22 protein-coding genes and 5 tRNA genes are annotated in these 25,372 nt (G+C 70.3%); 17 read left to right on the forward strand and 10 right to left on the reverse strand.

Translation table 11 applies throughout. The annotated features are described in order from the left end of the window. Window positions 1-2: 2 nt before the first annotated feature. The 5 genes from OHU35_RS30195 to OHU35_RS30215 all read right to left on the reverse strand — a co-directional run bounded on the left by OHU35_RS30195 (window position 3) and on the right by OHU35_RS30215 (window position 9,068). Window positions 3-3,311: a nitrate- and nitrite sensing domain-containing protein gene (locus tag OHU35_RS30195; RefSeq protein WP_189727918.1), complete on the reverse strand. Its 3,309-nt coding sequence runs from the start codon at window positions 3,309-3,311 to the stop codon at window positions 3-5. 377 nt (window positions 3,312-3,688) lie between these two features. Beyond that, on the reverse strand, window positions 3,689-4,264 hold the full coding sequence (locus OHU35_RS30200; RefSeq protein ID WP_104781463.1) for an ATP/GTP-binding protein: 576 nt from the start codon (window positions 4,262-4,264) through the stop codon (window positions 3,689-3,691). Continuing rightward, complete coding sequence (locus tag OHU35_RS30205; RefSeq protein ID WP_053668780.1) at window positions 4,245-4,640, reverse strand: DUF742 domain-containing protein; 396 nt, start codon at window positions 4,638-4,640, stop codon at window positions 4,245-4,247. The genes OHU35_RS30200 and OHU35_RS30205 overlap by 20 nt, the downstream gene beginning before the upstream one ends. 111 nt (window positions 4,641-4,751) lie before the next feature. Then, window positions 4,752-5,165, reverse strand: a complete 414-nt coding sequence (locus OHU35_RS30210; protein WP_030667329.1) for a roadblock/LC7 domain-containing protein — start codon at window positions 5,163-5,165, stop codon at window positions 4,752-4,754. 9 nt (window positions 5,166-5,174) lie between these two features. After that, a complete protein-coding gene (locus OHU35_RS30215) occupies window positions 5,175-9,068 on the reverse strand; it encodes a nitrate- and nitrite sensing domain-containing protein (RefSeq protein WP_405507538.1) in 3,894 nt (1,297 codons plus the stop codon). Between the two features lie 601 nt (window positions 9,069-9,669). On the opposite strand from OHU35_RS30215, the gene OHU35_RS30220 reads away from it, so the two are divergent. The 10 genes from OHU35_RS30220 to OHU35_RS30265 all read left to right on the forward strand — a co-directional run bounded on the left by OHU35_RS30220 (window position 9,670) and on the right by OHU35_RS30265 (window position 15,996). Next, window positions 9,670-9,861 (forward strand): hypothetical protein, encoded by a 192-nt coding sequence (locus OHU35_RS30220; protein ID WP_184598748.1) that lies wholly within the window; start codon window positions 9,670-9,672, stop codon window positions 9,859-9,861. A gap of 173 nt (window positions 9,862-10,034) precedes the next feature. Continuing rightward, a complete protein-coding gene (locus tag OHU35_RS30225; protein WP_189727922.1) occupies window positions 10,035-10,811 on the forward strand; it encodes a fumarylacetoacetate hydrolase family protein in 777 nt (258 codons plus the stop codon). Then, window positions 10,804-12,288: a glutamate--tRNA ligase gene (gene gltX, locus OHU35_RS30230; protein ID WP_359896463.1), complete on the forward strand. Its 1,485-nt coding sequence runs from the start codon at window positions 10,804-10,806 to the stop codon at window positions 12,286-12,288. The genes OHU35_RS30225 and gltX overlap by 8 nt, the downstream gene beginning before the upstream one ends. Window positions 12,289-12,455: 167 nt before the next feature. After that, complete coding sequence (locus OHU35_RS30235) at window positions 12,456-14,672, forward strand: FlgD immunoglobulin-like domain containing protein (protein WP_405507541.1); 2,217 nt, start codon at window positions 12,456-12,458, stop codon at window positions 14,670-14,672. A gap of 29 nt (window positions 14,673-14,701) precedes the next feature. Beyond that, window positions 14,702-15,433 carry an HAD family hydrolase gene (locus tag OHU35_RS30240; RefSeq protein WP_189727929.1) on the forward strand — a complete coding sequence of 244 codons (732 nt, stop codon included), beginning with the start codon at window positions 14,702-14,704 and terminating at the stop codon, window positions 15,431-15,433. Between the two features lie 91 nt (window positions 15,434-15,524). Beyond that, a tRNA-Gln gene (locus OHU35_RS30245) sits at window positions 15,525-15,596 on the forward strand. 21 nt (window positions 15,597-15,617) lie between these two features. Continuing rightward, window positions 15,618-15,690 (forward strand) — tRNA-Glu (locus OHU35_RS30250). Window positions 15,691-15,730: 40 nt separating this feature from the next. Beyond that, a tRNA-Glu gene (locus OHU35_RS30255) sits at window positions 15,731-15,803 on the forward strand. A gap of 20 nt (window positions 15,804-15,823) precedes the next feature. Continuing rightward, window positions 15,824-15,895, forward strand: a tRNA-Gln gene (locus OHU35_RS30260). A 28-nt stretch (window positions 15,896-15,923) separates the two neighbouring features. Next, window positions 15,924-15,996 (forward strand) — tRNA-Glu (locus OHU35_RS30265). A gap of 123 nt (window positions 15,997-16,119) precedes the next feature. Here the strand turns inward: OHU35_RS30265 and ndgR are convergent. Beyond that, window positions 16,120-16,836, reverse strand: coding sequence for an IclR family transcriptional regulator NdgR (gene ndgR, locus OHU35_RS30270; protein ID WP_184598579.1), 717 nt, complete (start codon window positions 16,834-16,836; stop codon window positions 16,120-16,122). A gap of 196 nt (window positions 16,837-17,032) precedes the next feature. On the opposite strand from ndgR, the gene leuC reads away from it, so the two are divergent. The 4 genes from leuC to OHU35_RS30290 all read left to right on the forward strand — a co-directional run bounded on the left by leuC (window position 17,033) and on the right by OHU35_RS30290 (window position 20,349). Then, window positions 17,033-18,460: a 3-isopropylmalate dehydratase large subunit gene (gene leuC / locus OHU35_RS30275; RefSeq protein WP_189727931.1), complete on the forward strand. Its 1,428-nt coding sequence runs from the start codon at window positions 17,033-17,035 to the stop codon at window positions 18,458-18,460. A 6-nt stretch (window positions 18,461-18,466) separates the two neighbouring features. Beyond that, window positions 18,467-19,060: a 3-isopropylmalate dehydratase small subunit gene (leuD, locus tag OHU35_RS30280; protein WP_189727933.1), complete on the forward strand. Its 594-nt coding sequence runs from the start codon at window positions 18,467-18,469 to the stop codon at window positions 19,058-19,060. A gap of 277 nt (window positions 19,061-19,337) precedes the next feature. Continuing rightward, window positions 19,338-19,568: a hypothetical protein gene (locus tag OHU35_RS30285; RefSeq protein ID WP_189727935.1), complete on the forward strand. Its 231-nt coding sequence runs from the start codon at window positions 19,338-19,340 to the stop codon at window positions 19,566-19,568. Between the two features lie 136 nt (window positions 19,569-19,704). After that, window positions 19,705-20,349 (forward strand): HU family DNA-binding protein, encoded by a 645-nt coding sequence (locus OHU35_RS30290; protein WP_189727937.1) that lies wholly within the window; start codon window positions 19,705-19,707, stop codon window positions 20,347-20,349. Window positions 20,350-20,420: 71 nt separating this feature from the next. On the opposite strand, the gene OHU35_RS30295 is transcribed toward OHU35_RS30290, so the two are convergent. Both OHU35_RS30295 and cofC read right to left on the reverse strand, forming a co-directional pair. Next, window positions 20,421-20,624 carry a hypothetical protein gene (locus tag OHU35_RS30295; RefSeq protein ID WP_184598572.1) on the reverse strand — a complete coding sequence of 68 codons (204 nt, stop codon included), beginning with the start codon at window positions 20,622-20,624 and terminating at the stop codon, window positions 20,421-20,423. 9 nt (window positions 20,625-20,633) lie between these two features. Then, a complete protein-coding gene (gene cofC, locus OHU35_RS30300) occupies window positions 20,634-21,272 on the reverse strand; it encodes a 2-phospho-L-lactate guanylyltransferase (RefSeq protein WP_189727939.1) in 639 nt (212 codons plus the stop codon). Between the two features lie 159 nt (window positions 21,273-21,431). Here cofC and OHU35_RS30305 point away from each other — a divergent pair, with 159 nt between their 5' ends. Genes OHU35_RS30305 through OHU35_RS30315 form a run of 3 tightly spaced genes read left to right on the forward strand, consistent with a single transcriptional unit; the run spans window position 21,432 to window position 24,453 of the window. Continuing rightward, window positions 21,432-22,229 (forward strand): 1-acyl-sn-glycerol-3-phosphate acyltransferase, encoded by a 798-nt coding sequence (locus tag OHU35_RS30305; protein WP_189727941.1) that lies wholly within the window; start codon window positions 21,432-21,434, stop codon window positions 22,227-22,229. Further along, a complete protein-coding gene (locus tag OHU35_RS30310; RefSeq protein WP_189727943.1) occupies window positions 22,226-23,236 on the forward strand; it encodes an NAD(P)H-dependent glycerol-3-phosphate dehydrogenase in 1,011 nt (336 codons plus the stop codon). Before OHU35_RS30305 ends, OHU35_RS30310 begins: the two co-directional genes overlap by 4 nt. A 59-nt stretch (window positions 23,237-23,295) precedes the next feature. Then, window positions 23,296-24,453 (forward strand): D-alanine--D-alanine ligase family protein, encoded by a 1,158-nt coding sequence (locus tag OHU35_RS30315; RefSeq protein ID WP_189727944.1) that lies wholly within the window; start codon window positions 23,296-23,298, stop codon window positions 24,451-24,453. Between the two features lie 24 nt (window positions 24,454-24,477). Here OHU35_RS30315 and OHU35_RS30320 read toward each other — a convergent pair whose 3' ends face one another. Then, entirely contained in the window at window positions 24,478-24,996 is a 519-nt protein-coding gene (locus tag OHU35_RS30320) for a DUF3515 domain-containing protein (protein ID WP_372498786.1), read from the reverse strand. Window positions 24,997-25,016: 20 nt separating this feature from the next. Then, window positions 25,017-25,250 carry an Lrp/AsnC family transcriptional regulator gene (locus tag OHU35_RS30325; RefSeq protein ID WP_189727946.1) on the reverse strand — a complete coding sequence of 78 codons (234 nt, stop codon included), beginning with the start codon at window positions 25,248-25,250 and terminating at the stop codon, window positions 25,017-25,019. Window positions 25,251-25,372: the final 122 nt, after the last annotated feature.

A 25,372-nucleotide genomic window follows, 5' to 3' on the forward strand; every position in this document is an offset into this window, starting at 1 on the left:
CACTAACGCTCCTGGTTGTAGGTGCTGTCAGGACCGAAGCCCTGGCCGTTCGTTTCACTGCCTGCGTTGCGTCCGCGTTCCACGCCGCGACGCAGGTTGCTCAGCCTGCCCCGGACGTCCTCCGGGGCGCGGGAGACCTGGGGGCCTCCCTGGTGGGTGCTCTCGGCGGCACCCTCGATCAGGTTGGCCTTGGGTACCCGCCTCGGCAGGCCGGAGGAGGTGACCCCGCCCGCCCTGGGCTTCCGGAGCTGCGAAGCCTGCTGCCACCGCTCGTCGTTCGCCGAGCGCCAGTCGCTGTCGCCATTGCTCTCCGGGGCGGAGGCCGGAGGCTCCTGGCCCACGTGCCGCGCGCCGCCCGTGCCGTTCGCACCGCTCGCAGTGGATCCGCGGCGGGGAAGCCCCGCGTCGGTCATCGAGGGGGCGGCGGAGTGGGCCGGTCCCGGACGGTCGAAGCCTACGCGGTCCTGCTCACTTGCGTCAGCGGCCTGCGCAGATTCCGTTTCCTGGGCCTGAGAAGGGTACTGGCTCGGGTAGCCGTTCTGGTAACCGTCCTGCTGCGGCCAGTCGTCCTGGTGACGCCGTTGCTCGAACGCGGCGAAACCGCCCTGCCCGCCCGCACCCTGCGCCGGGGGCTCCTCCCGAGCCGGCTCCGCATAGGAGGGCTCCGGGTAGCCGCCGTTCGGCGAGAAGGTGTCGTTCTGCGGCAGGCCGCCGTTGGGCGCGTAGTACTGCTCGTCGTACGCAGGGCGCTGCGGCTCCTCGTACGCCGTGTGCCGCTGCTCCTCGTACTGCGCCTGCTGGTCCTCGTACGTCGCCTGACGGTCGTACGCGGAGGGCTGCTGCTGGGGGTAGCCGGTCCGGCCCGTGTCGTAGGCCTGGCCGGTGTCGTAGCCCTGCTGCCCGTTGAACTCCTCGGGGTACCCGTGCCCCTCGTCGGGGTCCTGCGGGTTCCGCCCGGGCAGGGCGGGCTGCTCGTGGGACTGGGCCTCCAGGGCCGCCCTGCGCTCCTCGCGCATCAGGGAGCGGCCGACGGGGTCCAGCTCACGTATGTCGTCGGGGACCTCGGAGTAACGGCTGTCGTCGAAGCCGAGCTCCGCTGCCGTGCGCATGGGCTGGCTGAAGTTCTCGCCCGGGTAGTTCTGCTCCGGGATGATCTGCGAGACGGTGAACTCGTCGCGGTCCACGTGCTGCTCGCCGCCACCACCGTGGGTGATCGCGTCGGGCAGCATGACCAGCGAGGTTGTACCGGCCTGCTCGCCCGAGGGGCGCAGCTGGACGCGGATGCCGTGCCGGTCGGACAGCCGGCCGACCACGAAGAGGCCCATGCGCTGCGAGATCGCGGCGTCCACGGTCGGCGGGTTGGCCAGCTTGTGGTTGATGTCCGCGAAGTCCTCGGCGGTGAGGCCGATGCCCTTGTCGTGGATCTCGATCATGACCCGACCGTCGGGGAGACGGGTTGCGGTCACGCGAACCTTGGTCTGCGGGGAGGAGAACGTCGTGGCGTTCTCCAGCAGCTCGGCGAGCAGGTGCACGAGGTCGGTCACGGCCCGGCCGTGGATCTCGGCCTCCGGGACACCGGACAGCTCGATGCGCTCGTACTGCTCCACCTCGGAGGAGGCGGCGCGCAGCACGTCGACCAGCGGCACCGGCTGGTCCCAGCGGCGGCCGGGCTCCTCGCCGGCGAGGACCAGGAGGTTCTCGCCGTTGCGGCGCATACGGGTCGCGAGGTGGTCCAGGCGGAAGAGGTTCTCCAGCTGGTCCGGGTCGGCCTCGTTGTTCTCCAGGTCGGTGATCAGGGTCAGCTGGCCCTCGATCAGCGACTGGTTGCGGCGCGACAGGTTGGTGAAGATCGCGTTGATGTTGCCCCGCAGCAGGGCCTGCTCGGCGGCGAGCCGGACGGCCTCGCGGTGGACCTGGTCGAAGGCGCGGGCGACTTCGCCGATCTCGTCGGTGGTGGTGATCGGGATGGCCTGGACACGGGTGTCGACGCGGCCCGGGTCGGTGCGCGAGAGCTGGTCGACCAGCATCGGCAGACGCTGCTCGGCGATGCCGAAGGCGGCGTTGCGCAGCTGGCGCATCGAGCGGCTCATCTGGCGGGCCACCGCGCCGGCCAGGATGAAGGCGAGGAGCAGGGCGACCACGACGGCGGCACCGGTGATGTAGGCGTCACGCTGGGCGTCGTCGGCGATGTCGGAGGCTTCGCTCACGGCCTTGTCGGCCATGTCCGCCTCGATCTTCTCGTACGCGTTGAACTTGAGCGTGTTGACCGCCCACCAGTTCTCGGCGGTGACGCCCTTCTCGCCGAGTGCGGCGCGGGCGCTCGGGTCGGTGCTCGGGAGCGTCGCGACGGCCGAGACCATCGTCGTCGGGTTGGCCGGCGGCGGGACGTAGTCCGGGTTCTTGGCCTTGGCCTCCCGGGCCATCGCGGCGCCGTCCGTCTTCATCTTGGCCTCGGCGGCCTCGAGCTTGGCAGCGTCCTGCTCGGTACCGCCGCCGATGTACTCCTCGACGGCGATGCGCTCGAGGTAGGCGTACGAGGACAGGGCGATGCGCTGGCTGGCCAGGTTGCCGTCGTCCGGGCCCGGCTTGATCAGGATGTGCATGCCGATCGAGCGCTGCAGCGACAGGGCCGCCTTGGTGAGCTCGATGGCGTACACGGTCCGGCCGTAGCTGGTGATGTTTCCGGTGCCCAGGCCCAGCTCGTTGGCGAACTCCGTCAGCGGGTGGGCGACCTCGACGTAGCCCTCCTCGGTCTGCACACCCTTGAGCTTGGAGGTGTACGCGACCTGGCGCAGCGTTTGCAGCTTCGGCTCCGCCTGGCGGAACAGCTTCAGACGGCGCTCGAGGCCGGGCTTGGCCGGCATGTTCTGGGCTGCGGCGTCGAAGGCGTCGGCGGCCTCGTCGGTGTCCTTGCGGACCTGGGTGACGGTCGCCTTGTCCTGGGCCGTCTGGGCGCTGCCCTTCAGCAGGGGCGCCGCCGAGGTGTCGCGCTCGTTGTAGAGGGCGTTGGCGTACAGCAGGGAGGCCCGCACCAGACGCGCGGTGTTCTGCGCGTCCTCGGCCTCCTGCCAGGTGTCGATCGAGCTCTTCACCTGGAAGCCGCCCATGACGAGGCCGACCAGCACGGGTATGAGCAGGATCGCGTTGAGCCTGGTCGCCACGCGCCAGTTGCGCGGGGAGAGACGGCCGCTGCTCTCGGCAGGCGCGGCCGTCGGCTCCGAACCGGGCACGGGGGCGGGCGCCGCTGTGCGCGGCGGCGGGGTGAAGTTGCCCCGGGCCGACGGCTCGGGACTGTTCTTGCTTCGCCTCACTCGACCAACAACCTCTCGGCGGTCGGCACCAACGTTGTGCCGCAGTGTCTCAGCGCCCAGCACGCCATCGACGGACGAGTACGTCGTTGACTATTGGGCAGTTCAGGCATTCCAGCACGACGACCTGCGCTCTTCCAAACAGTCCGGGGCGCTGATTCGGAGTGATGTAAGCCCCAGATAAAACGGTCATAAAGAGCGAGCCCCGCCAAAAGGCGGGGCGATTGTGCGCGCAGCGAGACCGGATGTGCGCGACGCGTGGCCGTACCACCCGATTCCTCTGCCGAAACGTTATGAACACCTTGGCCGACCGTGTCAAAGGACACAGTCGGCTCCGGTGCATCTACGACAACTGCCGTATGGCGTTCTCGAATTGGGTGCTACCTCAGCCGTGCCATCAAAGCGTGCTCGACCAGCGTGATCAGGGCACTCTTCGCATCGGCCCGGTGGCGGGCGTCCGTCGTGATGATCGGGGTGTCCGGCCCGATCTGCAACGCCTCGCGCACCTCCTCGGGCTGGTAGGGCTGCTGGCCGTCGAAGCCGTTCAGCGCGACGACGAAGGGCAGGCCGCTGTTCTCGAAGTAGTCGACGGCCGGGAAGCAGTCGGCCAGCCGGCGGGTGTCCACCAGGACCACCGCGCCGATAGCGCCGCGCACCAGGTCGTCCCACATGAACCAGAAGCGGTCCTGGCCGGGCGTACCGAACAGGTACAGGATCAGGTCCTGGTCCAGGGTGATACGGCCGAAGTCCATGGCCACCGTGGTGGTGGTCTTGTCCCCGGTGTGGGTCAGGTCGTCGATCCCCGCGCTGGCGGAGGTCATCACGGCCTCCGTGCGCAGCGGGTTGATCTCCGAGACGGCACCGACGAACGTGGTCTTGCCCACGCCGAAGCCGCCCGCCACCACGATCTTCGCGGACGTGGTGGAACGACCCGCGTCAGAGCTTGCGAAGTCCACTGAGCACCCTTTCGAGCAGTGTCACGTCCGGTGCACCGGTGGCGTCGTCGCCGCCCGGCTGGTGGATCGCGACGAGACCGGCCTCCGCGAGGTCCGCGACGAGGATCCTGGCCACACCCAGCGGCATGTTGAGCAGCGCCGAGACCTCGGCCACCGACTTCACCTCACGGCACAGGTGGCAGATGCGCTGGTGCTCCGGCAGCAGCCCCATGAGTGCCGCGGGGTCCGCGGTCGTGCTGATCAGAGCCTCGATGGCCAGCTGGTAGCGCGGCCGCGTCCGGCCGCCGGTCATGGCGTAAGGCCGTACCAGCGGCTGGTCGCCCTCATCCTCGTACGGCTCCGCGTACGGATCATGAGAGGCGGGGGGCGGGGTCATGGGTCCTCCGGGCGGGACAGCAAGTCGGTCAGTCGAGCCGTCTGACGGGGCCTGTGTGGGGTGTGTGGCAGCCGGACGGTGATGTGGTGAGACGGGTGGTGCCGGGGCCGTTCAGTGGAGCAGACTGCCTTGGAGCTCAGCTCGCAGGTCGGGGGTGAGGACCGCGCCCGCGCGGTCGACCAGGAGCGCCATCTCGTAGCCGACGAGGCCGATGTCGCAATCGGGGTGTGCCAGCACGGCCAGCGACGAGCCGTCCGAGACGGACATCAGGAAAAGGAACCCCCGCTCCATCTCCACGACCGTCTGCGCGACGTCGCCTCCCTCGAAGATCCGGGAGGCGCCTGCCGTCAGGGACGTCAGGCCCGAGGCGACGGCCGCGAGCTGGTCCGCGCGGTCACGCGGGAAGCCCTCCGACATCGCCAGGAGGAGACCGTCGGCGGACACGACGACGGTGTGGGACACCCCGGGGGTGTTGTCCACGAAGTTGGTGATCAACCAGTTGAGGTTCTGTGCCGCCTGGCTCATCGGACTCAACTAACGCTCCTGCTGGTGAGAGGGTCGAGGGAAGCTGCCGGTCTGGGTGGACCCGGCCTGACGACCCTGTGCGATACCGCGACGGAGATTGGTCAGCCGGCCCCGTACATCATCGGGAGCCCGTGAGATCTGCGGACCACTCTGCTGCTGCGGTTGTTGCTGCGCCGTGCCCGCGACGAGGTTCGCGCGGGGTACCCGGCGAGGCAGGCCGGAGGTGGTGACACCGCCGGCGGCGGGCTGGCGGACGCGCTCGGCCTGGCGGCCGAGATCGTCGTTCGGCGAACTGCGCCAGCCGGCGGGTGCGGACGACCGCTGCGGACCGGTGGGTCCCTGCGGCTGCTGCGGGGCCGGAGCCGAGCCGTTGTTCTGCGGCTGCTGCTCCTGCTGTTCCTGTTGGCCGTGCTGGCCGTGGAACCAGTTGGTCTCCAGTGTGTCGTACAGCGGCGTACGCCCGTCGCCCGGACCGGACGCCGGCGGCAGGGCCTCGGGCTCCTGCCGGGCGGGCCGGGCCTGCGGGGCAGGGGGCCGCGGTGCGCCGAAGTCGGACCCGCCCCGGCCGCCGTTGACCTGCGGCCGCTCGAACTGGCCCGTGCCACCGGGGTCGGCCGGGGTGGCCGGACCCGGAAGGGTGGGCCGGCCGGAGCCGTTGTCCTGGCGGGGTGCCGGGTACTGGCCGGTGCTGCCGTTGTCCTGGTGCTGCGCCGGGTACTGGCCGGTCGACCCGTTGTCCTGGCGCGGCGCGGGGTACTGGCTGCCGCCGTTGTCCTGGCGCTGTGCCGGGTACTGGCCCGTGGAGCCGTTGTCGTAGGACTGCGGGGCCTGCGGGGCCGGGTACTGGCCCGTCGTGGAGGACGGGTCGCGGCGGCCGGCCGGGGAGCCGAAGACGTCCGGGCGGACGAACTGACCCGGGTCCTGCGATCCGTTCGTGCCGGAGGCGAACTGGTCCGAGTGCTGGGGGCCGCCCATGCCGAAGTCGGCCGGCGAGCCGGGGCCCTGCCGGTCGTCGTCACGCGGCACGGCCGGGAGTTCCGCCGTCGCGCCCGGGCCCTGGCGGTCGTCGATCCGCGGCATCTGGGACGTACGGGAGACGTCCGGCTCCTCGTGACCACGCGGGGTGTCCAGCGCGGCACGGGGCACCGGCGGCTGGGCGTTCTCGTCGCTCCAGCTCGGCACACGCGGCTGCGGGTCGCCACCGGGCAGCTCGGCCCGCGGACCGCCGCGCGGCGGCAGCTGCGGCCGACGGCCCTGGCCCTGCTCGGCGTTGCCGCCCGGGCGCTGCTGGCCACGGCCGCCACCGAAGGCGTCCTGGCCCTGCGGCCCGTTCGTGCCCGCGGCCTGCAGGCCCTGCGGGGCACCCGGGGCCTGCCCGTACCCGGCACCGGCCGGAGCCGGACGGCCCTGCTGGGGCGCGGAGGGAGCACCCTGGTCGAACAACGACGGGGACTTCTCGGAACCCTGGGGTCCGCGCGCTCCGCCCGGCGCTCCCGGACGGCCACCGTCCGCGTCCCGCCCGGGCAGCGCGGCCCGCGGGCTCTGGCCCGGACCGAGCCGGCCCCCGCCGGACGCACCGGCACCGAAGGCACCGCCACCGGAGGGGCCCGCCCCGAGTGCGCCGCCGCCCTGGCCGGCACCGGCGCCACGCCGGGCCGCGGCCACACCGGCGGCGGCCTGCGCGGCGGCCGGACCGCCGCCACCGAGCGGCGGCTGGCCGGGCTGCTTGGGCTGGGGCTTCCTGCCGCCCTGGGCGACATCGACGGGCAGCATGACCAGCGCGGTCGTACCACCGGAGTCGGACGGGCGCAGCTGGATGCGGATGCCGTGCCGCTGCGACAGACGGCCGACCACGAACAGACCCATGCGGCGGGAGACGGAGACGTCCACCGTCGGGGGAGAGGCGAGCCGCTCGTTGATCGCGGCCAGGTCCTCCGGCGACAGACCGATACCGGTGTCGTGGATCTCGATCAGCACCCGGCCGTCGGGCAGCGCGTGACCGGTGACCTTGACCTTGGTCTGCGGCGAGGAGAACGAGGTCGCGTTCTCCAGCAGCTCGGCGAGCAGGTGCACGAGGTCGTTGACGACCCGGCCGGCCACTTCGGTGGTCGGCACGGCGGCCAGCTCGATGCGCTCGTACTGCTCCACCTCGGAGGCGGCGGCGCGGAGCACGTCGACCAGCGGGACCGGGCGGGTCCAGCGGCGGCCGGGCTCCTCACCCGCGAGGACGAGGAGGTTCTCACCGTTACGGCGCATACGCGTCGCGAGGTGGTCGAGCTTGAAGAGGGAGGACAGCTGGTCCGGGTCGGCCTCGCGGGACTCCAGCTCGGAGATCAGCGACAGCTGGCGCTGGATCAGACCCTGGGAGCGACGCGAGAGGTTGGTGAACATCGCGTTGACGTTGCCCCGCAGCAGGGCCTGCTCGGCGGCGAGGCGGACCGCCTCGCGGTGCACGTCGTCGAAGGCCGCGGCCACCCGGCCGATCTCGTCCCGGGAGTGCACACCGACCGACTCCACGGACGTGTCGACGTCCTGCGGGTCGGACTCGGACAGCTGCTTGACCAGCTCGGGCAGCCGGTCGGAGGCGACCTTGGTCGCGGTCTCCTCCAGGCGGCGCAGCGAGCGGATCATGGAGCGGGCGACGACGAAGGCGCCGACCAGTGACACACCGAGCACGATCAGGATCAGCGCACCGGAGATGATCGCGTCGCGCTCGGTGGCGCTGCGCAGCTCGCGGGCCTTCTGTTCCATCTCCTCGAGCAGCGTGTGCTCGATGTTCTTCATCTGCTGGATCTTGGTGGAGCTGTCGTCCAGCCAGTCGCGGTAGGACCGCTTGTCCTGCTGGGCGAGACCGCTCGCGGAGACCAGGGCACGGCCCGCGTAGGTGTCGGTGGCCTTGATCGTGCTGTTGCCGCCGTCCTCGATCGGCTTCAGCAGCTCGGCGGCGGCGTCCTCGCCGTAGATGCTCTTGAAGCTGCGGATCTCGGACTTCTGGCTCTCCAGGGAGGACTCGGCGTAGAGCCGGTCGTTCGGCGAGAGCTTGCCGGTCGTGGTGTTGCTCGCGGGCAGCGCCGCCGCGAGGGCCGCGCGCTGGATCGAGGAGTACTCCTTGGCGGAGGAGAAGGCCGCCAGGGCGCGGGTGCGCTGGATCATGTCCGGGTTGCTGGTCGCCTCGGCCATGTCCTGGGAGAGGTCGACCAGGTTCTCGATCAGACGGTGGTACGCCTCGATCGTCTGCGTGGAGTTGCCCTCGGAGGCGTAGGCGCTCTTGCGGATCTGCGCCAGGTCGCCCAGCTCGCCGGCGAGCTGGATGAGGTACTCGCGGACGCCCTTGAGGTTGCCTTCCTTGCTGGCGCTGTCGATCTCCTCGGAACTGTCGAGGAAGTTCTTCATCGCCCGGTCGGTCTTCTCACGCAGACCCTTGACCGTGAAGTCGGTCGCCTTGCCGCCGTGCGCGAGCGGGCCGGCCGACTGGTCGCGCTCCTCCTGGAGCGCCGCCGACAGCTCGGTGGCCTGCTTGGTCATGTCCGTCAGCAGCTTCATGTTGTCGAGCTGCTGGATGTCGTCCATGGACTGGTTGATACGCAGCGCGCCCAGCGAGGTGGCCGCGACCACCGGGAGGGCGAGCAGCGAGACCAGTCGGGTGGAGATGCGCCAGTTGCGCAGGGCTATTCGCGGGCCGGGGCCGGTGGGGCCCGTCGGCGCCTTCAGCGCCGGGGGCGGGCTCGCGGCGGCCCCCGAGGGGGCCGATGTACCGGACCGCCCGGAGCGCTCACCGCCGTCGCCGGCCGAGCCCGGGTTCTGGGCGTGCTGGGGCGCGGGGCCACCCTTCATAGGGCCAGTCCCGCCGTGCGGCTCCGGCTCCGCCGAAGCGCTGCCATCCCTCTTGAAACGTCCCTGCACTAGCGTCGCAACCTCTGGACCAGGCACCCCGTCGCGTGAGCGGCGGGGCACGGTGTCGGCGTTCTGGGGACGCCCTGAGTACGCCCCCGTGGTGGTCGTGAGTGACCGGCGCTGGCTCCCCCTTCTCGCCGCCGCTCGGCGCGTCTGTGCGCCCCCTGTGCGCCGGCTCGATCCTGCGGCGGTCCGTGAGATTCCAGCACAGCACAGGATCTCCAACAAGGCCCGTAGGTCGAGCCGTGACATAGGTGACACCACGTGAGGGCCGGATCACCGGACGTAGAAAGTGAGTTCGCCCATTTCGGACGTAAGCCCGCGAGTCGTCAAGTCGTGACGGGTGTCCCAGTCGCCATGATCAGGAGCGGAATGATGGCTTCAGGGGGTTTATATCCGTTTCGTGGGGGTGGGGCATGAGTCCCGATTGACCGATTCGCCCTCTGATTCGTGAGAAAACTCACATGCTGATCATGGTCCGTCCGCGATTGCGCCGGGAATCCCATGTTTAGCCTGACGCTTTACAGAGATGGCAAAACCGACAACCCGCGCCCGGCGCGAGGTCCATGGACCCGCCCGGCGCCGTCACAGGACAGGGTGCAAGTAAACAGTGAAGACGACGACGATGTTCCACAAGATCGCCAACCCGCGACGCACGACGCTGGCTCACTTGGACGACGCCGACGAACTGCAGACGCCGGAGCAGCCGGAGCACCGCGTCGAACTCCCCGCCCAGACCGCCAACCCCAAGCGCACCATCCTCACCGAGGTCCCCGTCGCGGCCGCCGCGGCCGCGGTGTGACACCAGGTAGTACGCGCACCGGCCGCCGACTGCTCAAGGCGGCAGGACACGAACATCGAGGGCGCCCTCCGACAGCGGGGGGCGCCCTTCATCATGAGCACGGCGCGGACACCCGCCCGCGTTAGCCTGGAGCGTCAGACTCCAGCCGCTTCAGTCAAGGGGCCAAGCATCCCGTGCGCATCGCCAGATTCTCCATCGACGGGAACGTCGCCTTCGGCGCCATCGAGGGCGAAAAGCAGGACGAGCTCGTCCTGGACATCATCAAGGGCATCCCGTTCGCGGACTTCGAACTCTCCGGTACGAAGGTGCCGGTGAGCAAGGTCAGGCTGCTGCCGCCGGTGCTCCCCAACAAGGTCGTGGCCTTCGGCCGCAACTACGCCGAGCACGCCAGGGAACTCGGCAACGAGGTCCCCGACGCCCCCTTCGCCTTCTTCAAGCCCTCCACCTCGGTGATCGGCCCCGGCGACGACATCCAGTACCCCTCCTTCTCCGAGGAGGTGCACCACGAGGCCGAGCTGGCCGTGGTCATCGGCCGGATGTGCCGCGAGGTCCCGCGCGAGCGCGTCCGGGACGTGATCTTCGGGTACACCTGCGCCAACGACATCACCGCCCGCGACGTCCAGAGGCGCGAGAAGCAGTGGGCCCGGGCCAAGGGCTTCGACAGCTCCTGCCCGCTCGGCCCCTGGGTGGAGACGGACCTGGACCCGGCCGACCTCACCATCCAGCTCACGGTCAACGGCCAGCAGCGCCAGCTGGGCCGTACGAGCGAGATGATCCACTCCATCGAGGACCTGATCGTCAACATCTCCGAGGCCATGACGCTGCTCCCCGGCGACGTGATCCTCACGGGCACCCCGGCTGGGGTCGGCCCCCTGAACGTCGGCGACGAGGTCGCCGTCACCATCGAAGGCATCGGCACTCTCACCAACAAGGTTGTCAAGCGTGGCTAGCGCACCCGGCACTCCCGTACGCGTCCGTTTCTGTCCGTCGCCCACCGGTAACCCCCACGTGGGCCTGGTCCGCACCGCCCTGTTCAACTGGGCGTTCGCCAAGCACCACCAGGGCACGCTGGTCTTCCGCATCGAGGACACCGACGCGGCCCGCGACTCCGAGGAGTCGTACACCCAGCTGCTCGACTCGATGCGCTGGCTGGGCTTCGACTGGGACGAGGGCCCCGAGATCGGCGGCCCGCACGCGCCGTACCGCCAGTCGCAGCGCATGGACCTCTACAAGGACGTCGCGGCCAAGCTGCTCGACGCCGGCCACGCCTACCGCTGCTACTGCTCCCAGGACGAGCTGGACACCCGCCGCGAGGCCGCCCGCGCCGCAGGCAAGCCCTCCGGCTACGACGGCCACTGCCGCGAGCTGACCGACGCCCAGGTCGAGGAGTACAAGGCCCAGGGCCGGGAGCCGATCGTCCGCTTCCGGATGCCCGACGAGACCATCACCTTCACGGACCTGGTCCGCGGCGAGCTGACCTTCACCCCGGAGAACGTCCCGGACTACGGCATCGTCCGCGCCAACGGCGCCCCGCTCTACACGCTGGTCAACCCGGTCGACGACGCCCTGATGGAGATCACCCACGTCCTGCGCGGCGAGGACCTGCTCTCCTCCACGCCGCGGCAGATCGCCCTGTACAAGGCGCTGACCGAGCTGGGCATCGCCAAGGAGGTCCCGTCCTTCGGCCACCTGCCGTACGTCATGGGCGAGGGCAACAAGAAGCTCTCCAAGCGCGACCCGCAGTCGTCCCTCAACCTCTACCGGGAGCGAGGTTTTCTCCCCGAGGGCCTGCTCAACTACCTCTCCCTGCTCGGCTGGTCCCTCTCGGCCGACCAGGACGTCTTCTCGATCGACGAGATGATCGCGGCGTTCGAGATCTCCGACGTGAACCCCAACCCGGCCCGCTTCGACCTGAAGAAGTGCGAGGCCATCAACAGCGACCACATCCGCCTGCTGGACGTGAAGGACTTCACGGAGCGCTGCGCCCCGTGGCTCCGGGCCCCGTTCGCCCCCTGGGCCCCGGAGGCCTTCGACGAGGCGAAGTGGCAGGCCATCGCGCCGCACGCGCAGACCCGCCTCAAGGTGCTCTCCGAGATCACCGACAACGTCGACTTCCTGTTCCTGCCGGAGCCGGCGGTGGACGAGGCCAGCTGGACCAAGGCCATGAAGGAAGGCTCGGACGCCCTCCTGCGCACCGCCCGCGAGAAGCTGGAGGCCGCCGACTGGACCTCCGCCGAGTCGCTGAAGGAGGCCGTCCTGGCCGCCGGTGAGGCCCACGGCCTCAAGCTCGGCAAGGCCCAGGCCCCCGTCCGTGTCGCCGTCACCGGCCGCACCGTCGGCCTGCCGCTGTTCGAGTCCCTGGAGGTCCTGGGCAAGGAGCAGACCCTGGCCCGGATCGACGCGGCGCTGGCGAAGCTGGCCGCGTAACGCACCACCCACCACGAGGGCGGCGTCCGCTTCGGACGCCGCCCTCGTCGTGTCCGCCCAGCCGTCACCCGGAGTTCACCCTTCCGGCCAACTCCTGTCTCCTGCGGGGGCGTTGGATGCCCCCTGTGCACACGGTGTGCGTGTGCGCCCTGGTACCGGGGGAGAACATGAGCCGTTCACGAAGACTTGTCCACGCGGCCGTCGGCGGGGTGGTGGCCCTGTCCTGCACCGTGCTGACCACACCCGCGCAGGCGGCACCCGACGCCGAAGCGCCGGTGGGCACCGTGCGCCTCGTCACCGAGAAGCGCGTGACCGTCGACTACCCGTGGGCCGGCGCCTCCGGCTTCCAGTACCGGCAGGGAACCACCTCGGTCACCACGGTGGACTACCCCGACGCGGTCCCGCCCGCCCACGCCGGCCCGGACGACCTGGCCAGCGGCACCGACGTGGTGAACACCCGCTCAGGCCAGACGGTCACGCAGAAGCACCGCTCCACGGGCGTCACCGCCACCGTCACGATCCCCTCAGGTCACGCCTACCGGGCCGCCGCGGGCTGGAGCGTGCTGACCATGGACGGCACCGGCGCCCTGCACGTCCTGCGCGCCGCCGCCGACGGCACCACCACGGACACCCTGGTCACCGGCTTCCCCACGGGCGCCCGGCCCGTCCTCTACCGCACCGGCGGCTCGGTCGGCCGTCTCGCGATCGTCTCCGCGCTGGACGGCCGGACGGCCGTGGGACTGGTCGACCTCACGGACGGCACCTACCGCACGTACGTGACCAGCACCGAGACGACCCCGCAGCTCGCCTTCAACGACCGCTGGCTGGTCGCCGACTGGAGGGCGATCCGCGTGGACGCCGAACCCGGCACCGAGCCCACACCCCTCACCAGGAGCGACGCCCAGCTCGAAGCCGTCGTGGGCGACCAACTGCTCCTCGGCAACCCGACCTTCGTCCTGGGCGGCACCGAGGCCGCGCTGACCGCCCGCTCCCTGGTCACGGGCGCCTCGAGCACCGTGCTCACCTCGTCCTTCGGCGGCATCGGCCCGACCCCGGACGGCGGAGCACTGGCCACCGCGGGCCCCTCCAGCCTCGACTGGGACATCCACCGGATCACCCTCACCGACAGCGGCGGCCTCACCACCACCAAGGTGGCCCGGGTCCCCGCGGCCTCGACCGGAGTGCAGGGACTGGCCGTCGCCGGCGGCGAGTTGTTCCTCTACGGCGCCACGCCGGGCGGCTCGCTCCGCTACAGCGGCTTCCAGCTGGACGCAACCGGCCGGCCCGCCGGGCCCCAGACCCGCCGCAGCCCCGGCCTGGACGCGTCCACCTGCCTCACCGGCGACGCCGCCTGCCCCCAGCACGAGGCCCTGGGCGACGGCCGGGTCGCCTACCTGTGGACCAGCGACACGGGCCAGGAATCCGTCCTCAGTGTCGGCCTCGACACCAGCACCATCCTCAACGGCCCCACGGACGGCGACTCCGGCGGCCGCCTGGCCGCCGGCACCGGCCGCTACGTGCTCTACAACGGCGCCTCCGGCAAGCAGCGGCTCGTCGACTTCCCGCGTGCCGCGACCGGCGGCGAGACCACCCTCACCCGCGACCGCACCGCCGCCGCCGTCTGGGGGCAGACCCTGTGGGCACCGGGCAGTACCCAGGGCTCGGTCACCGGCCGCAACCTCAAGACCGGCACGATCACCACCCTCGCCACCGGCGCCCCGTGCACCCCCACCGACATCCAGGCCGTCAACACCTGGCTCTACTGGTCCTGCGGCAGCTCCGCGGGCGTCTACGACCGGGCCACGAACCGCAGGATCACGGTCCCGGCCGACATCGGCCCGGCCCGCCTCGCCGACGGCTTCCTGCTCCGCGAGAACCGCACCACCCACGACCTGCTGCTCACCGACTTCCACACCGGCACGGCGACCACCCGCACCCTGGTCAAGCTGCCGGCCACGGACCAGAACACCGGCGGCAGCAACGGCCGCTGGGCCGTCGACCGCTTCGGCGGCCACATCGCCTACCTCAACGGCACGTACGGCGAGGTGTCGATCGTCCCCAGCGGCGTCCCCACCTCACCGCTCGCGCAGACCGAGGCCCAGGTCTACTCGCCGTCCGTGATCGGCAGGTCGTTCCCCTGGTCGCCGGTCTGGCAGCTGAACAAGCCGTCCACCTGGACCCTGACCCTGACCACGGCCTCCGGCACCGTCGTCCGCACCCTGACCGGCACCTCCACCGGAGCCGCCGTACGCCCCGCCTGGGACGGCACCACCGCCACCGGCGCCGGGGCCCCGTCCGGCGGCTACACCTGGAGGCTCAGCGCTCACCCCCGCGACGGCCAGGGGCCGGACCTCACGCTCTCCGGCACGATGACCCTGGGCTGAGCGCGGGGCGCGGTGGGTACGGTCGGACCATGAGCATCCAAGCCGTGGTCTGGGATGTCGACGACACCCTCTTCGACTACACCACCGCCGACCGCCTCGGCATGCGCGCCCACCTGACGGCCGAGGGCCTGCTCGACGACTACGACACCGTCGACCAGGCCCTCGCCCGCTGGCGGGAGATCACCGACCTGCAATGGGCGCGCTTCGCGGCCGGGGAGGCCACCTTCGAGGCCCAGCGGCGCGACCGCGTACGGGTGTTCCTGGGCCGCGACCTGACCGACGCCGAGGCCGACGCCTGGTTCCGGCGGTACCGCGCCCACTACGAGGAGGTCTGGACCCTCTTCCCTGACGTCCTGCCCGTCCTCGACGCCCTCGCCGCCAGCCACCGACACGCCGTGCTCTCCAACTCCAGCATCCACGTCCAGGACCACAAACTGCGCGTCCTCGGCGTCCACGACCGCTTCGAGAGCATCCTGTGCGCCGCCGAGCTAGGCGTCTCCAAGCCCGAGGCCGGCGCGTTCCTCGCCGCCTGCACGGCCCTCGATCTGCCGCCCCACCAGGTCGCCTACGTCGGTGACCACCCGGAGATCGACGGGCGGGGCGCCGCCGACGCCGGGCTGCTGTCGGTGTGGATCGACCGCGGCGGCATGTACGCCACGATCGAGCCACCCGTCGGTCCGCACCGCATCGCCTCCCTCGCCGAACTGCCCTCACTGCTCGGCCCGGATAGTCGTTTTGGAGCCCCGTCCACCTTCAGGTAATGTTCTTCCTGCGCCGCGGGGAGCGGGCCGGAAGGCAGGAACCCCAGGCGCACTACTAGAACAAGAACCCTCTCGGGGGCTTGCGTTCCAGTGGCCTATGGTGTAATTGGCAGCACGACTGATTCTGGTTCAGTTAGTCTTGGTTCGAGTCCAGGTAGGCCAGCTCGCAGAGCTCATCTGCAAGGCCCCCGTTGTGTAGCGGCCTAGCACGCCGCCCTCTCAAGGCGGTAGCGCCGGTTCGAATCCGGTCGGGGGTACAGGGTTCCGAAGGTCGACGATCATCTCGGAACTGCTAGGGCCCCCGTTGTGTAGCGGCCTAGCACGCCGCCCTCTCAAGGCGGTAGCGCCGGTTCGAATCCGGTCGGGGGTACTGACTGGTCTAAACCGCATTGGTCTATGGTGTAATTGGCAGCACGGCTGATTCTGGTTCAGTTAGTCTTGGTTCGAGTCCAGGTAGACCAGCTCGGACCTGCGGAAACGCAGGCTCCACGCCCCCGTTGTGTAGCGGCCTAGCACGCCGCCCTCTCAAGGCGGTAGCGCCGGTTCGAATCCGGTCGGGGGTACATAAGAGAAAGGCCCTCCACTTCGGTGGGGGGCCTTCTTCGTGTCCAACCCTCGGTGCGGTTTCGCTGGGGAAAGCCTGCCGCGGCGTTGAGGCCTGCTCTCCCCGAAAGCGATCAGTCGGTTCAGCCAGTGCGTCGCAGCGCCTCGGAGAGGCGTCCCGCCGCATCGATCACAGCCTGCGCGTGCATCCGCCCAGGATGCCGCGTCAACCGCTCGATCGGCCCGGACACCGACACGGCCGCCACCACACGGTTCGACGGGCCCCGCACCGGCGCGGAGACGGACGCGACGCCCGGCTCGCGCTCGCCGATCGACTGGGCCCAGCCCCGGCGCCGTACGCCCGACAGGGCCGTCGCCGTGAAGCGGGCCCCTTGCAGCCCCCGGTGCAGCCGCTCCGGCTCCTCCCAGGCCAGCAGGATCTGCGCCGAGGAGCCGGCCTTCATCGTGAGCGTCGAGCCGACCGGGACCGTGTCCCGGAGTCCGGACAGACGCTCCGCCGCGGCGACGCAGATACGCATGTCGCCCTGGCGGCGGTAGAGCTGCGCGCTCTCGCCCGTGATGTCACGGACGTGGGTGAGCACCGGGCCGGCGGTGGCGAGGAGACGGTCCTCACCCGCGGCCGCGGCGAGTTCTGCCAGGCGGGGGCCGAGAATGAAACGGCCCTGCATGTCGCGCGCCACCATGCGGTGGTGTTCCAGGGCCACGGCCAGGCGGTGGGCCGTGGGTCGTGCCAGTCCGGTGGCACCGACCAGGCCCGCGAGGGTGGCCGGACCGGACTCCAGAGCGCTCAAGACGAGAGCCGCCTTGTCCAGAACGCCGACGCCGCTACTGTTGTCCATGAAACGATACTCGCGTCTCACTCTGTGAAACGCAAGTTCAATTTTCCGTGGAACCCGCCACTCTGGAAGACACGAAGTCACAACGGCCCGTGACGTACGGGCCTGGCGGCGGATGCGCGGAATCCAGGGGCGCGGGCCCGCCTCCTCAAGATCTCTAGTTGGGCCGGCGGATCGTCGTCGGCCGGAGGGAACAGCGATGGGTAGGACACTCGCGGAGAAAGTCTGGGACGACCATGTCGTCCGGCGCGCCGAGGGCGAGCCCGACCTTCTCTTCATCGATCTGCACCTGCTGCACGAGGTGACCAGCCCGCAGGCCTTCGACGGCCTCCGTAAGAGCGGCCGCAAGGTGCGGCGCCTCGACCTCACCATCGCCACCGAGGACCACAACACCCCCACCCTCGACATCGACAAGCCCATCGCCGACCCGGTCTCCCGGGTCCAGCTGGAGACGCTGCGCAAGAACGCCGCCGAGTTCGGCGTGCGCCTGCACCCGCTGGGCGACGTCGAGCAGGGCGTCGTGCACGTCGTCGGCCCGCAGCTGGGCCTGACCCAGCCCGGCACCACCGTCGTCTGCGGTGACTCGCACACCTCCACGCACGGCGCCTTCGGCGCGCTGGCGTTCGGCATCGGCACCTCCCAGGTGGAGCACGTGCTGGCCACCCAGACGCTGCCGATGTCCCGCCCCAAGACCATGGCGATCACGGTCAACGGCGAACTGCCCGACGGTGTCACCGCCAAGGACCTGATCCTGGCGATCATCGCGAAGATCGGCACCGGCGGCGGCCAGGGCTACGTCCTGGAGTACCGCGGCGAGGCCATCGAGAAGCTCTCGATGGAGTCCCGCATGACCATCTGCAACATGTCGATCGAGGCCGGTGCCCGCGCGGGCATGATCGCCCCGGACGAGACCACCTTCGCGTACCTCCAGGGCCGCCCGCACGCCCCCGAGGGCGCCGACTGGGACGCGGCCGTCGAGTACTGGAAGACGCTCAGGACGGACGAGGACGCCGAGTTCGACGCCGAGGTCGTCATCGACGCCACCGAGCTGGCGCCGTTCGTCACCTGGGGCACCAACCCCGGCCAGGGCGCACCCCTTTCGGCGTCCGTCCCCGATCCTGCTTCGTACGAAGACGCATCGGAGCGCTTCGCCGCCGAAAAGGCCCTGGAGTACATGGGGTTGGAGGCGGGTCAGCCGCTGCGCTCCATCAAGGTGGACACCGTCTTCGTAGGCTCCTGCACCAACGGCCGCATCGAGGACCTGCGCGCCGCGGCCGAGATCGTCAAGGACCGCAAAGTCGCCGACGGCGTACGGATGCTGGTCGTCCCGGGCTCCGCGCGGGTCGGTCTGCAGGCCGTTTCCGAGGGTCTGGACGTCGTCTTCAAGGACGCCGGCGCCGAATGGCGGCACGCGGGCTGCTCGATGTGCCTGGGCATGAACCCCGACCAGCTGGCCCCGGGTGAGCGCTCCGCGTCCACCTCCAACCGCAACTTCGAGGGCCGGCAGGGCAAGGGCGGCCGTACGCACCTGGTGTCGCCGCAGGTCGCGGCCGCGACCGCCGTCCTGGGCCACCTGGCCTCCCCGGCCGACCTGTCCGCCGACACCCGTACGCCCGCTGGAGTCTGATCAGTCATGGAAGCCTTCACCACCCACACCGGCCGGGCCGTCCCGCTGCGCCGCAGCAACGTCGACACCGACCAGATCATCCCCGCCCACTGGCTCAAGAAGGTCACGCGCGACGGGTTCGAGGACGGGCTGTTCGAGGCCTGGCGCAAGGACGCTTCGTTCGTGCTCAACCAGCCCGAGCGGCAGGGCGCGACCGTTCTGGTCGCCGGCCCCGACTTCGGTACCGGCTCCTCCCGCGAGCACGCCGTCTGGGCGCTGCAGAACTACGGCTTCAAGGCCGTGATCTCCTCCCGCTTCGCCGATATCTTCCGCGGCAACTCGCTCAAGAACGGCCTGCTCACGGTCGTTCTGGAGCAGAAGATCGTGGATTCGCTGATGGAGATCGCCGAGAAGGACCCGCAGGCCGAGATCACCGTCGACCTGGTCGCCCGCGAGGTGCGCGCCGAGGGCGTCACCGCCTCGTTCGAGCTGGACGAGAACTCCCGCTGGCGGCTGCTGAACGGCCTCGACGACATCTCGATCACCCTCCGGAACGAGGAGGACATCGCCGCGTACGAGGCGAAGCGCCCCGTGTTCAAGCCGCAGACGATCCAGCTCTGATCCGGAGCACGATCCGCCGCCTCTGAACAAGGCGACTTTCGGCCACCGCAACACCCCCTCTGTACCCCCGATCAGCCCGATCGGGGGTACAGCTGTGTCTGCACCCGAACGGCCCTGCCCGACCGGAGGGCGACGCTCAACTTCCCACGTTAAGCCGGTGGTTGCCGGGGTACGCGAGGTGTACAGCCGCGACTTCCGCGCGTGCCCGGAAGGCCGTTTGCGGCGGCAGTTGTCCCCTGCGCAGGCGACAACTCGCCCCAGATGGCACAATCTGTGCATGGAACACGACGGCCAACTCGAGCTCTATGCGGCAGTCGCGGGCCAACTCAAGGAAGCGCACCAAAGGGTGCGCGCACTGCAAGTCCCGGAGGGCGTACGGATGGCGCTGACCCGGAAGCTGCTGGTCATTACGGCCGCGGCCAAGCACGATCTCGCCGACGCGGGAAGGCGGCTGGAACGGTTCACCGTGGACCTCGACGAGGGGCGACTCCCCGGCGAGGAACGCTGAACCGGACGACACCGCCGAGTTCGTTGCGGCACAAGGGTGAGAAGCCCGTTTCGTGTTTGATTTGCGGTATATATCTGCCTAACGTGCGAAAAAGCTTGAACACTTTCGTTCTGGCGATGTCTCCGAAGGGGAAGACGTGAACAAGGCGCAGCTCGTAGAAGCGATTGCCGACAAGATGGGCGGCCGCCAGCAGGCCGCCGATGCTGTCGACCACGTACTGGACGCCATCGTCCGCGCGGTCGTCTCGGGTGAGCGGGTTTCCGTCACCGGCTTCGGATCGTTCGAGAAGGTCGACCGTCCGGCCCGGTACGCCCGTAACCCCCAGACGGGCGAGCGGGTTCGGGTCAAGAAGACCTCCGTTCCGCGCTTCCGCGCGGGTCAGGGCTTCAAGGACCTGGTCAGCGGCTCGAAGAAGCTGCCGCGTGGTGGCGAGGTCTCGGTCAAGAAGGCGCCGAAGGGCAGCCTGACCGGCGGTGCCGGCGCGACGGTCAAGAAGGCCGCCGCGAAGAAGGCGACGACCGCGAAGAAGGCCGCCGCGAAGAAGGCCACCGCCAAGAAGACGACGGCGAAGAAGGCGACCACGAAGACGGCGGCCGCGAAGAAGACGACGGCGAAGAAGGCGCCCGCCAAGAAGACCACGGCGACCGCCAAGAGCACCGCCGCGAAGAAGACCACCGCCAAGAAGGCCCCGGCGAAGAAGGCCACGGCCAAGAAGGCGCCCGCCAAGAAGTCGACGGCGCGCAAGACCACCGCCAAGAAGACCACCGCCCGCAAGAAGTAAGGGCGCCGGGTACTCACGCGACGGGCCGGACTCCCGCATGGAGTCCGGCCCGCGGCGTGTTCAAGCAGAGGTCAGAGGGTCTGCAGCGTCACGAGAGTGATCCTGAGGTCGTCCTTCGCGCCTTCCACCTCGATGCGCACGCGCTGCCCCGGGCGCAGCAGCCTGAGACCCCCCGCGTCGAACGCCGGCGCGTCGAAGGGCACCGGGGTGCCGTCGTCCAGGAGCACCTGCCCGCTGCGGCTTTCGGGGTCGTACGTGTACGCGGTCGCCTGCATGGCCGCAGCCTACTGCCCGGGGATCAGCAACCGCGCGGCGGCCGCGGCCGTATGAGGACCGACCCCCAGGGCCAGCGCGTTGCGCAGGTCGTCGCCGGTGTCCACGTCCTGGCGTACGGAATCCACATCGGCAAGGCCCAGTTCCACGGCACCGGAGGCGCGGTGCCGGGCCCGGGAATCGGTGCCGAAGACGGGGAGCAATTCACGGCCCGGGGCGGCGGCCAGCAGGGTCGTACCGATTGCGGCCGCGTCCGGGAGAAATGCGCGCGGGAATTCAGCGGCCGCGTCGAGTACCCGAGTCAATTCCGGCGGGCGCAGTGCCGGCAGATCGGCGTTGAGCGCGGCCACCGGACTTCCGGGGCGAGTGGACCGTATGATCCCCGCCCCGTGCGCGAGAGCGGCGTTGAGGCCGCCGCCCGGCTCGTCGGGGATGATCGCGGCGCCGAGTACGGCCAGCTCACGGCCCGCCCGGGCGTCGTCCGTGACGACTGCCACATCCCGTACCGCGGGACAGGCCAGCGCGGCCGCCACGGTGTCCTGGGCGAAGGCGAGCGCCAGGCCCGGCCGCAGCCCGTCGTCCGCGGTGTCCGCAAGCCTGCTCTTGGCCTGGGCCAGGGGTTTCAGGGGTACGACCAACGTCCACTGCACAGGTGTTCCGTCCCTCTCTTGTCGCGGTCATTGTCACCCGGGGCATCGGGCGGCCGGTGGGTCGGGGCGTACGGTGTTCTCGACAGACCGGCGGCCTGGGGCGACACTTGTGCGGCCCCCCGGTGGCCCCCACTTCAGGCCCTAGAGGAAGGTGTCCGCGTGCCCCGCCGCAGAATCGGCTTCTGGTACCGCCTAGCTGCGGTGATCTGTAAACCGCCGCTGGTGGTTCTGCTCAGGCGGGACTGGCGCGGAATCGAGCACATTCCGGGCGAGGGTGGATTTATCACCGCGGTGAACCATAATTCGCACATCGATCCCTTCGCTTACGCGCACTTTCAGTACAACACCGGGCGCGTCCCGCGATTCCTCGCGAAGAGCGGGCTTTTCAAGAGTGGATTCGTCGGGGCCGCGATGCGAGGCACCGGGCAGATCCCCGTCTACCGCGAGAGCACGGACGCGCTCAGCGCATTCCGGGCCGCGATCGAGGCCGTGAACCGCGGTGAATGCGTCGCCTTCTATCCCGAGGGCACGCTCACCCGCGATCCGGAAGGCTGGCCCATGACCGGCAAGACCGGGGCGGCGCGCGTCGCCCTGGAGACCAAGTGCCCGGTGATCCCCGTCGCCCAGTGGGGCTGCAACGAGCTGCTGCCGCCGTACGCGAAGAAGCCGCACCTCCTGCCGCGCAAGACGCACCGCGTGCTCGCCGGACCGCCCGTGGACCTCACGCGGTTCTACGACCGGGAGATGACCGCGGACCTCCTGAAGGAAGCCACCGAGGTCATCATGGCCGCCGTCACCTGTCAGCTGGAGGAGATCCGCGGGGAGAAGGCGCCCGCCACGCCCTACGATCCGCGCCGGGAGCGGATCGAACAGCGGCGCCGCACCCAGACACAGCGGGGCGGGCAGGAATCGGTGCAGTCCGTGCAGTCGGCGCAGGAAGAGGGGCTGGGCAAGTGAGCAAGCCGGTCAAGGCGGCGGTCCTGAGCGCCGGTTCGTGGGGTACGGCGTTCGGCATGGTGCTCGCCGACGCGGGGTGCGAGGTCACCCTGTGGGGGCGGCGTCCGGAGCTCGTTGAGGCGATCAACTCCACCCGGACCAATCCCGACTACTTCCCGGGCGTCGCGCTGCCGGAGAACGTACGCGCCACCACGGATCCCGCGGAAGCCGCCGCGGACGCCGACTTCACGGTCCTCTCGGTCCCCTCGCAGACCCTGCGCGGCAATCTCGCCGACTGGGCCCCGCTGCTCGCCCCCGGCACGGTCCTCGTGTCGCTGATGAAGGGCGTCGAACTCGGCTCCGCGATGCGGATGAGCGAGGTCATCGACGACGTCGCCAAGGTCGGTCCGGACCGCATCGCCGTGGTCACCGGGCCCAACCTGGCCCGGGAGATCGCCGCGCGGATGCCGGCCGCCGCCGTGGTCGCCTGCACCGACGAGGCCGTCGCCCAGCGGCTCCAGGCCGCCTGCCACACGCCGTACTTCCGCCCGTACACCAACACCGACGTCGTCGGCTGTGAACTCGGCGGCGCGGTGAAGAACGTCATCGGCCTCGCCGTCGGCATCGCGGACGGCATGGGCCTCGGCGACAACGCCAAGGGCTCGCTCATCACCCGCGGCCTCGCCGAGACCACCCGGCTCGGCATGGCCCTGGGCGCCGACCCGCTGACCTTCTCCGGACTCGCGGGCCTGGGCGACCTGGTGGCCACCTGCTCCTCGCCGCTGTCCCGCAACCACACCTTCGGCACCAACCTCGGCAAGGGCATGACCCTGCAGGAGACCATCGCGGTCACCAAGCAGACCGCCGAGGGCGTCAAGTCCTGCGAGTCGGTGCTGGATCTGGCCCGCCGGCACGGAGTCGACATGCCGATCACCGAGACGGTCGTCGAAATCGTGCACGAGGGAAAGCCTCCGGTCGTGGCCCTCAAGGAGCTGATGTCGCGCAGCGCGAAGCCCGAACGACGCTGAGCGACGCGACGCCGGGGGCGCTGTCTCCCGGCCCTACCAACGGGTACTCTCAACCCGATATGAGCACCGAGAACCTCCCCCAGAGCCCCGAGCAGCCGCCTCGCAAGCCGCGTGTGGCCGTCGTGTTCGGCGGGCGCAGCTCCGAACACGGGATCTCCGTGGTCACCGCCGGCGCCGTCCTCAAGGCCATCGACCGGACCAAGTACGACGTCCTGCCGATCGGCATCACCCAGGACGGCCGTTGGGCGCTCACGGCGGACGAACCGGAGCGGATGGCGATCGTCGACCGGCGCCCGCCGAGCGTCGACGCGCTCGCCGAGTCCGACGAGGGCGGAGTGATCCTCCCGGTCGACCCGGCCAACCGCGAAGTCGTCTACAGCGAGCCGGGATCGGTCCCCAAGGCGCTCGGCGAGGTCGACGTGGTCTTCCCGGTGCTGCACGGCCCGTACGGCGAGGACGGCACCCTCCAGGGCCTTCTGGAGCTCTCCGGTGTCCCGTACGTGGGTTCGGGTGTGCTCTCCTCGGCTGTAGGCCAGGACAAGGAGTACATGAAGCGGGTGTTCACCTCCTTCGGGCTGGGGGTCGGCCCGTACGTGGTGGTCCGCCCGCGCGAGTGGGAGCGGGACGAGACCGCCGCCCGCAAGAAGATCGTGGACTTCGCCGGCGAGCATGGCTGGCCGCTGTTCGTGAAGCCCGCGCGCGCCGGTTCGTCGATCGGCATCACCAAGGTCGACGACCTTTCCGGACTCGACGAGGCGATCGCCGAGGCCCAGCGGCACGACCCGAAGATCCTGGTCGAGGCCGCGCTGCGGGGCCGCGAGATCGAGTGCGGCGTCCTGGAGTTCGAGGACGGCCCCCGGGCCTCCGCCCCCGCCGAGATCCCCACTCCCGAGGCGCACGCCTACTACGACTTCGAGGCCAAGTACATCGACTCGACGCCGGGGATCGTGCCCGCGCCGCTGACGCCGGAGGAGACGGCCGAGGTCCAGCGCCTGGCGGTCGACGCCTTCGAGGCGGCGTCCTGCGAGGGCCTGGTCCGCGCGGACTTCTTCCTCACCGAGGACGGCGAGTTCGTGATCAACGAGATCAACACGATGCCCGGTTTCACGCCCATCTCGATGTATCCGCAGATGTGGCAGGCGAGCGGGGTGTCCTACCCGGAGCTGGTGGACCGCCTGGTGCAGGCGGCACTTCGCCGTTCGACGGGCCTGCGCTGAATCGACCGCGCGTCGCAGGAGGTGTCAGGAGGCGATCCCCTCGGGGATCGCCTTCTTCACGGCGGAGGCCAGATCGATCAGCACCCCGGAGCTGTCCGGCCCCTCCGGCACGCGCACTTCCACGTACGCCTCCCGGTTCGCTGTGGTGAAGACGTGCCCCCCGTCGCCCCGCTCCTCCATCAGCCAGTCCACCCCGTTCACACCCCCGGCGACCGCGTCCGGATCACGCCCGTCCGCCACCTTCGGATCGATCATCTTCGGCGGCTGCGGAACACCGCAGCGCAGTATGATCGCCGGGCTGCCCCAGCCCGCCGTCAGCGCCGACGCGGGCTCGGGATCCTCGCGAGGCTCACCGTCCACCTTCGCGGGCAGTACCTTGTCCAGGTTCCGGCACAGTTCCGTGGCCTTGGCGCCCGGACTGGGAACCGCCGCCGACGCGCTGTCGTCTGCTGAGGAGCAGCCCGCGACAGTGATCAACAGCGCGAGAGCGGGCAGGCGGAACATGCGGAAGACAGAACGGTGCCGGTGACGGAAAGAGTTCACCGGCACAGGGTAGACGGGGGCTAGATATGGACGACCGGGCAGGTCAGGGTGCGGGTGATGCCGTCCACCTGCTGGACCTTGGCGACCACCAGGCGACCGAGATCGTCGACGGTGTCGGCCTGGGCCCGCACGATGACGTCGTACGGTCCTGTCACGTCCTCGGCCTGGACGACCCCAGGGATCTTGCTGATCGTCTCGGCGACGGTCGACGCCTTGCCGACCTCCGTCTGGATCAGGATGTACGCCTGTACCACGGAACCTCCAGGGCGGCCACGAGGATCATGTGGGGAAAAGGAACGCCACGGTATCGCGTCGCCGCTCACCACGGGGAGACCCGCGGGGACCGGGTCTTGCGCGCCGGGGCGCGGGTCCGGCA

Source organism: Streptomyces purpurascens, from assembly GCF_045040895.1.
In the GTDB taxonomy this organism is placed as follows: domain Bacteria; phylum Actinomycetota; class Actinomycetes; order Streptomycetales; family Streptomycetaceae; genus Streptomyces; species Streptomyces purpurascens.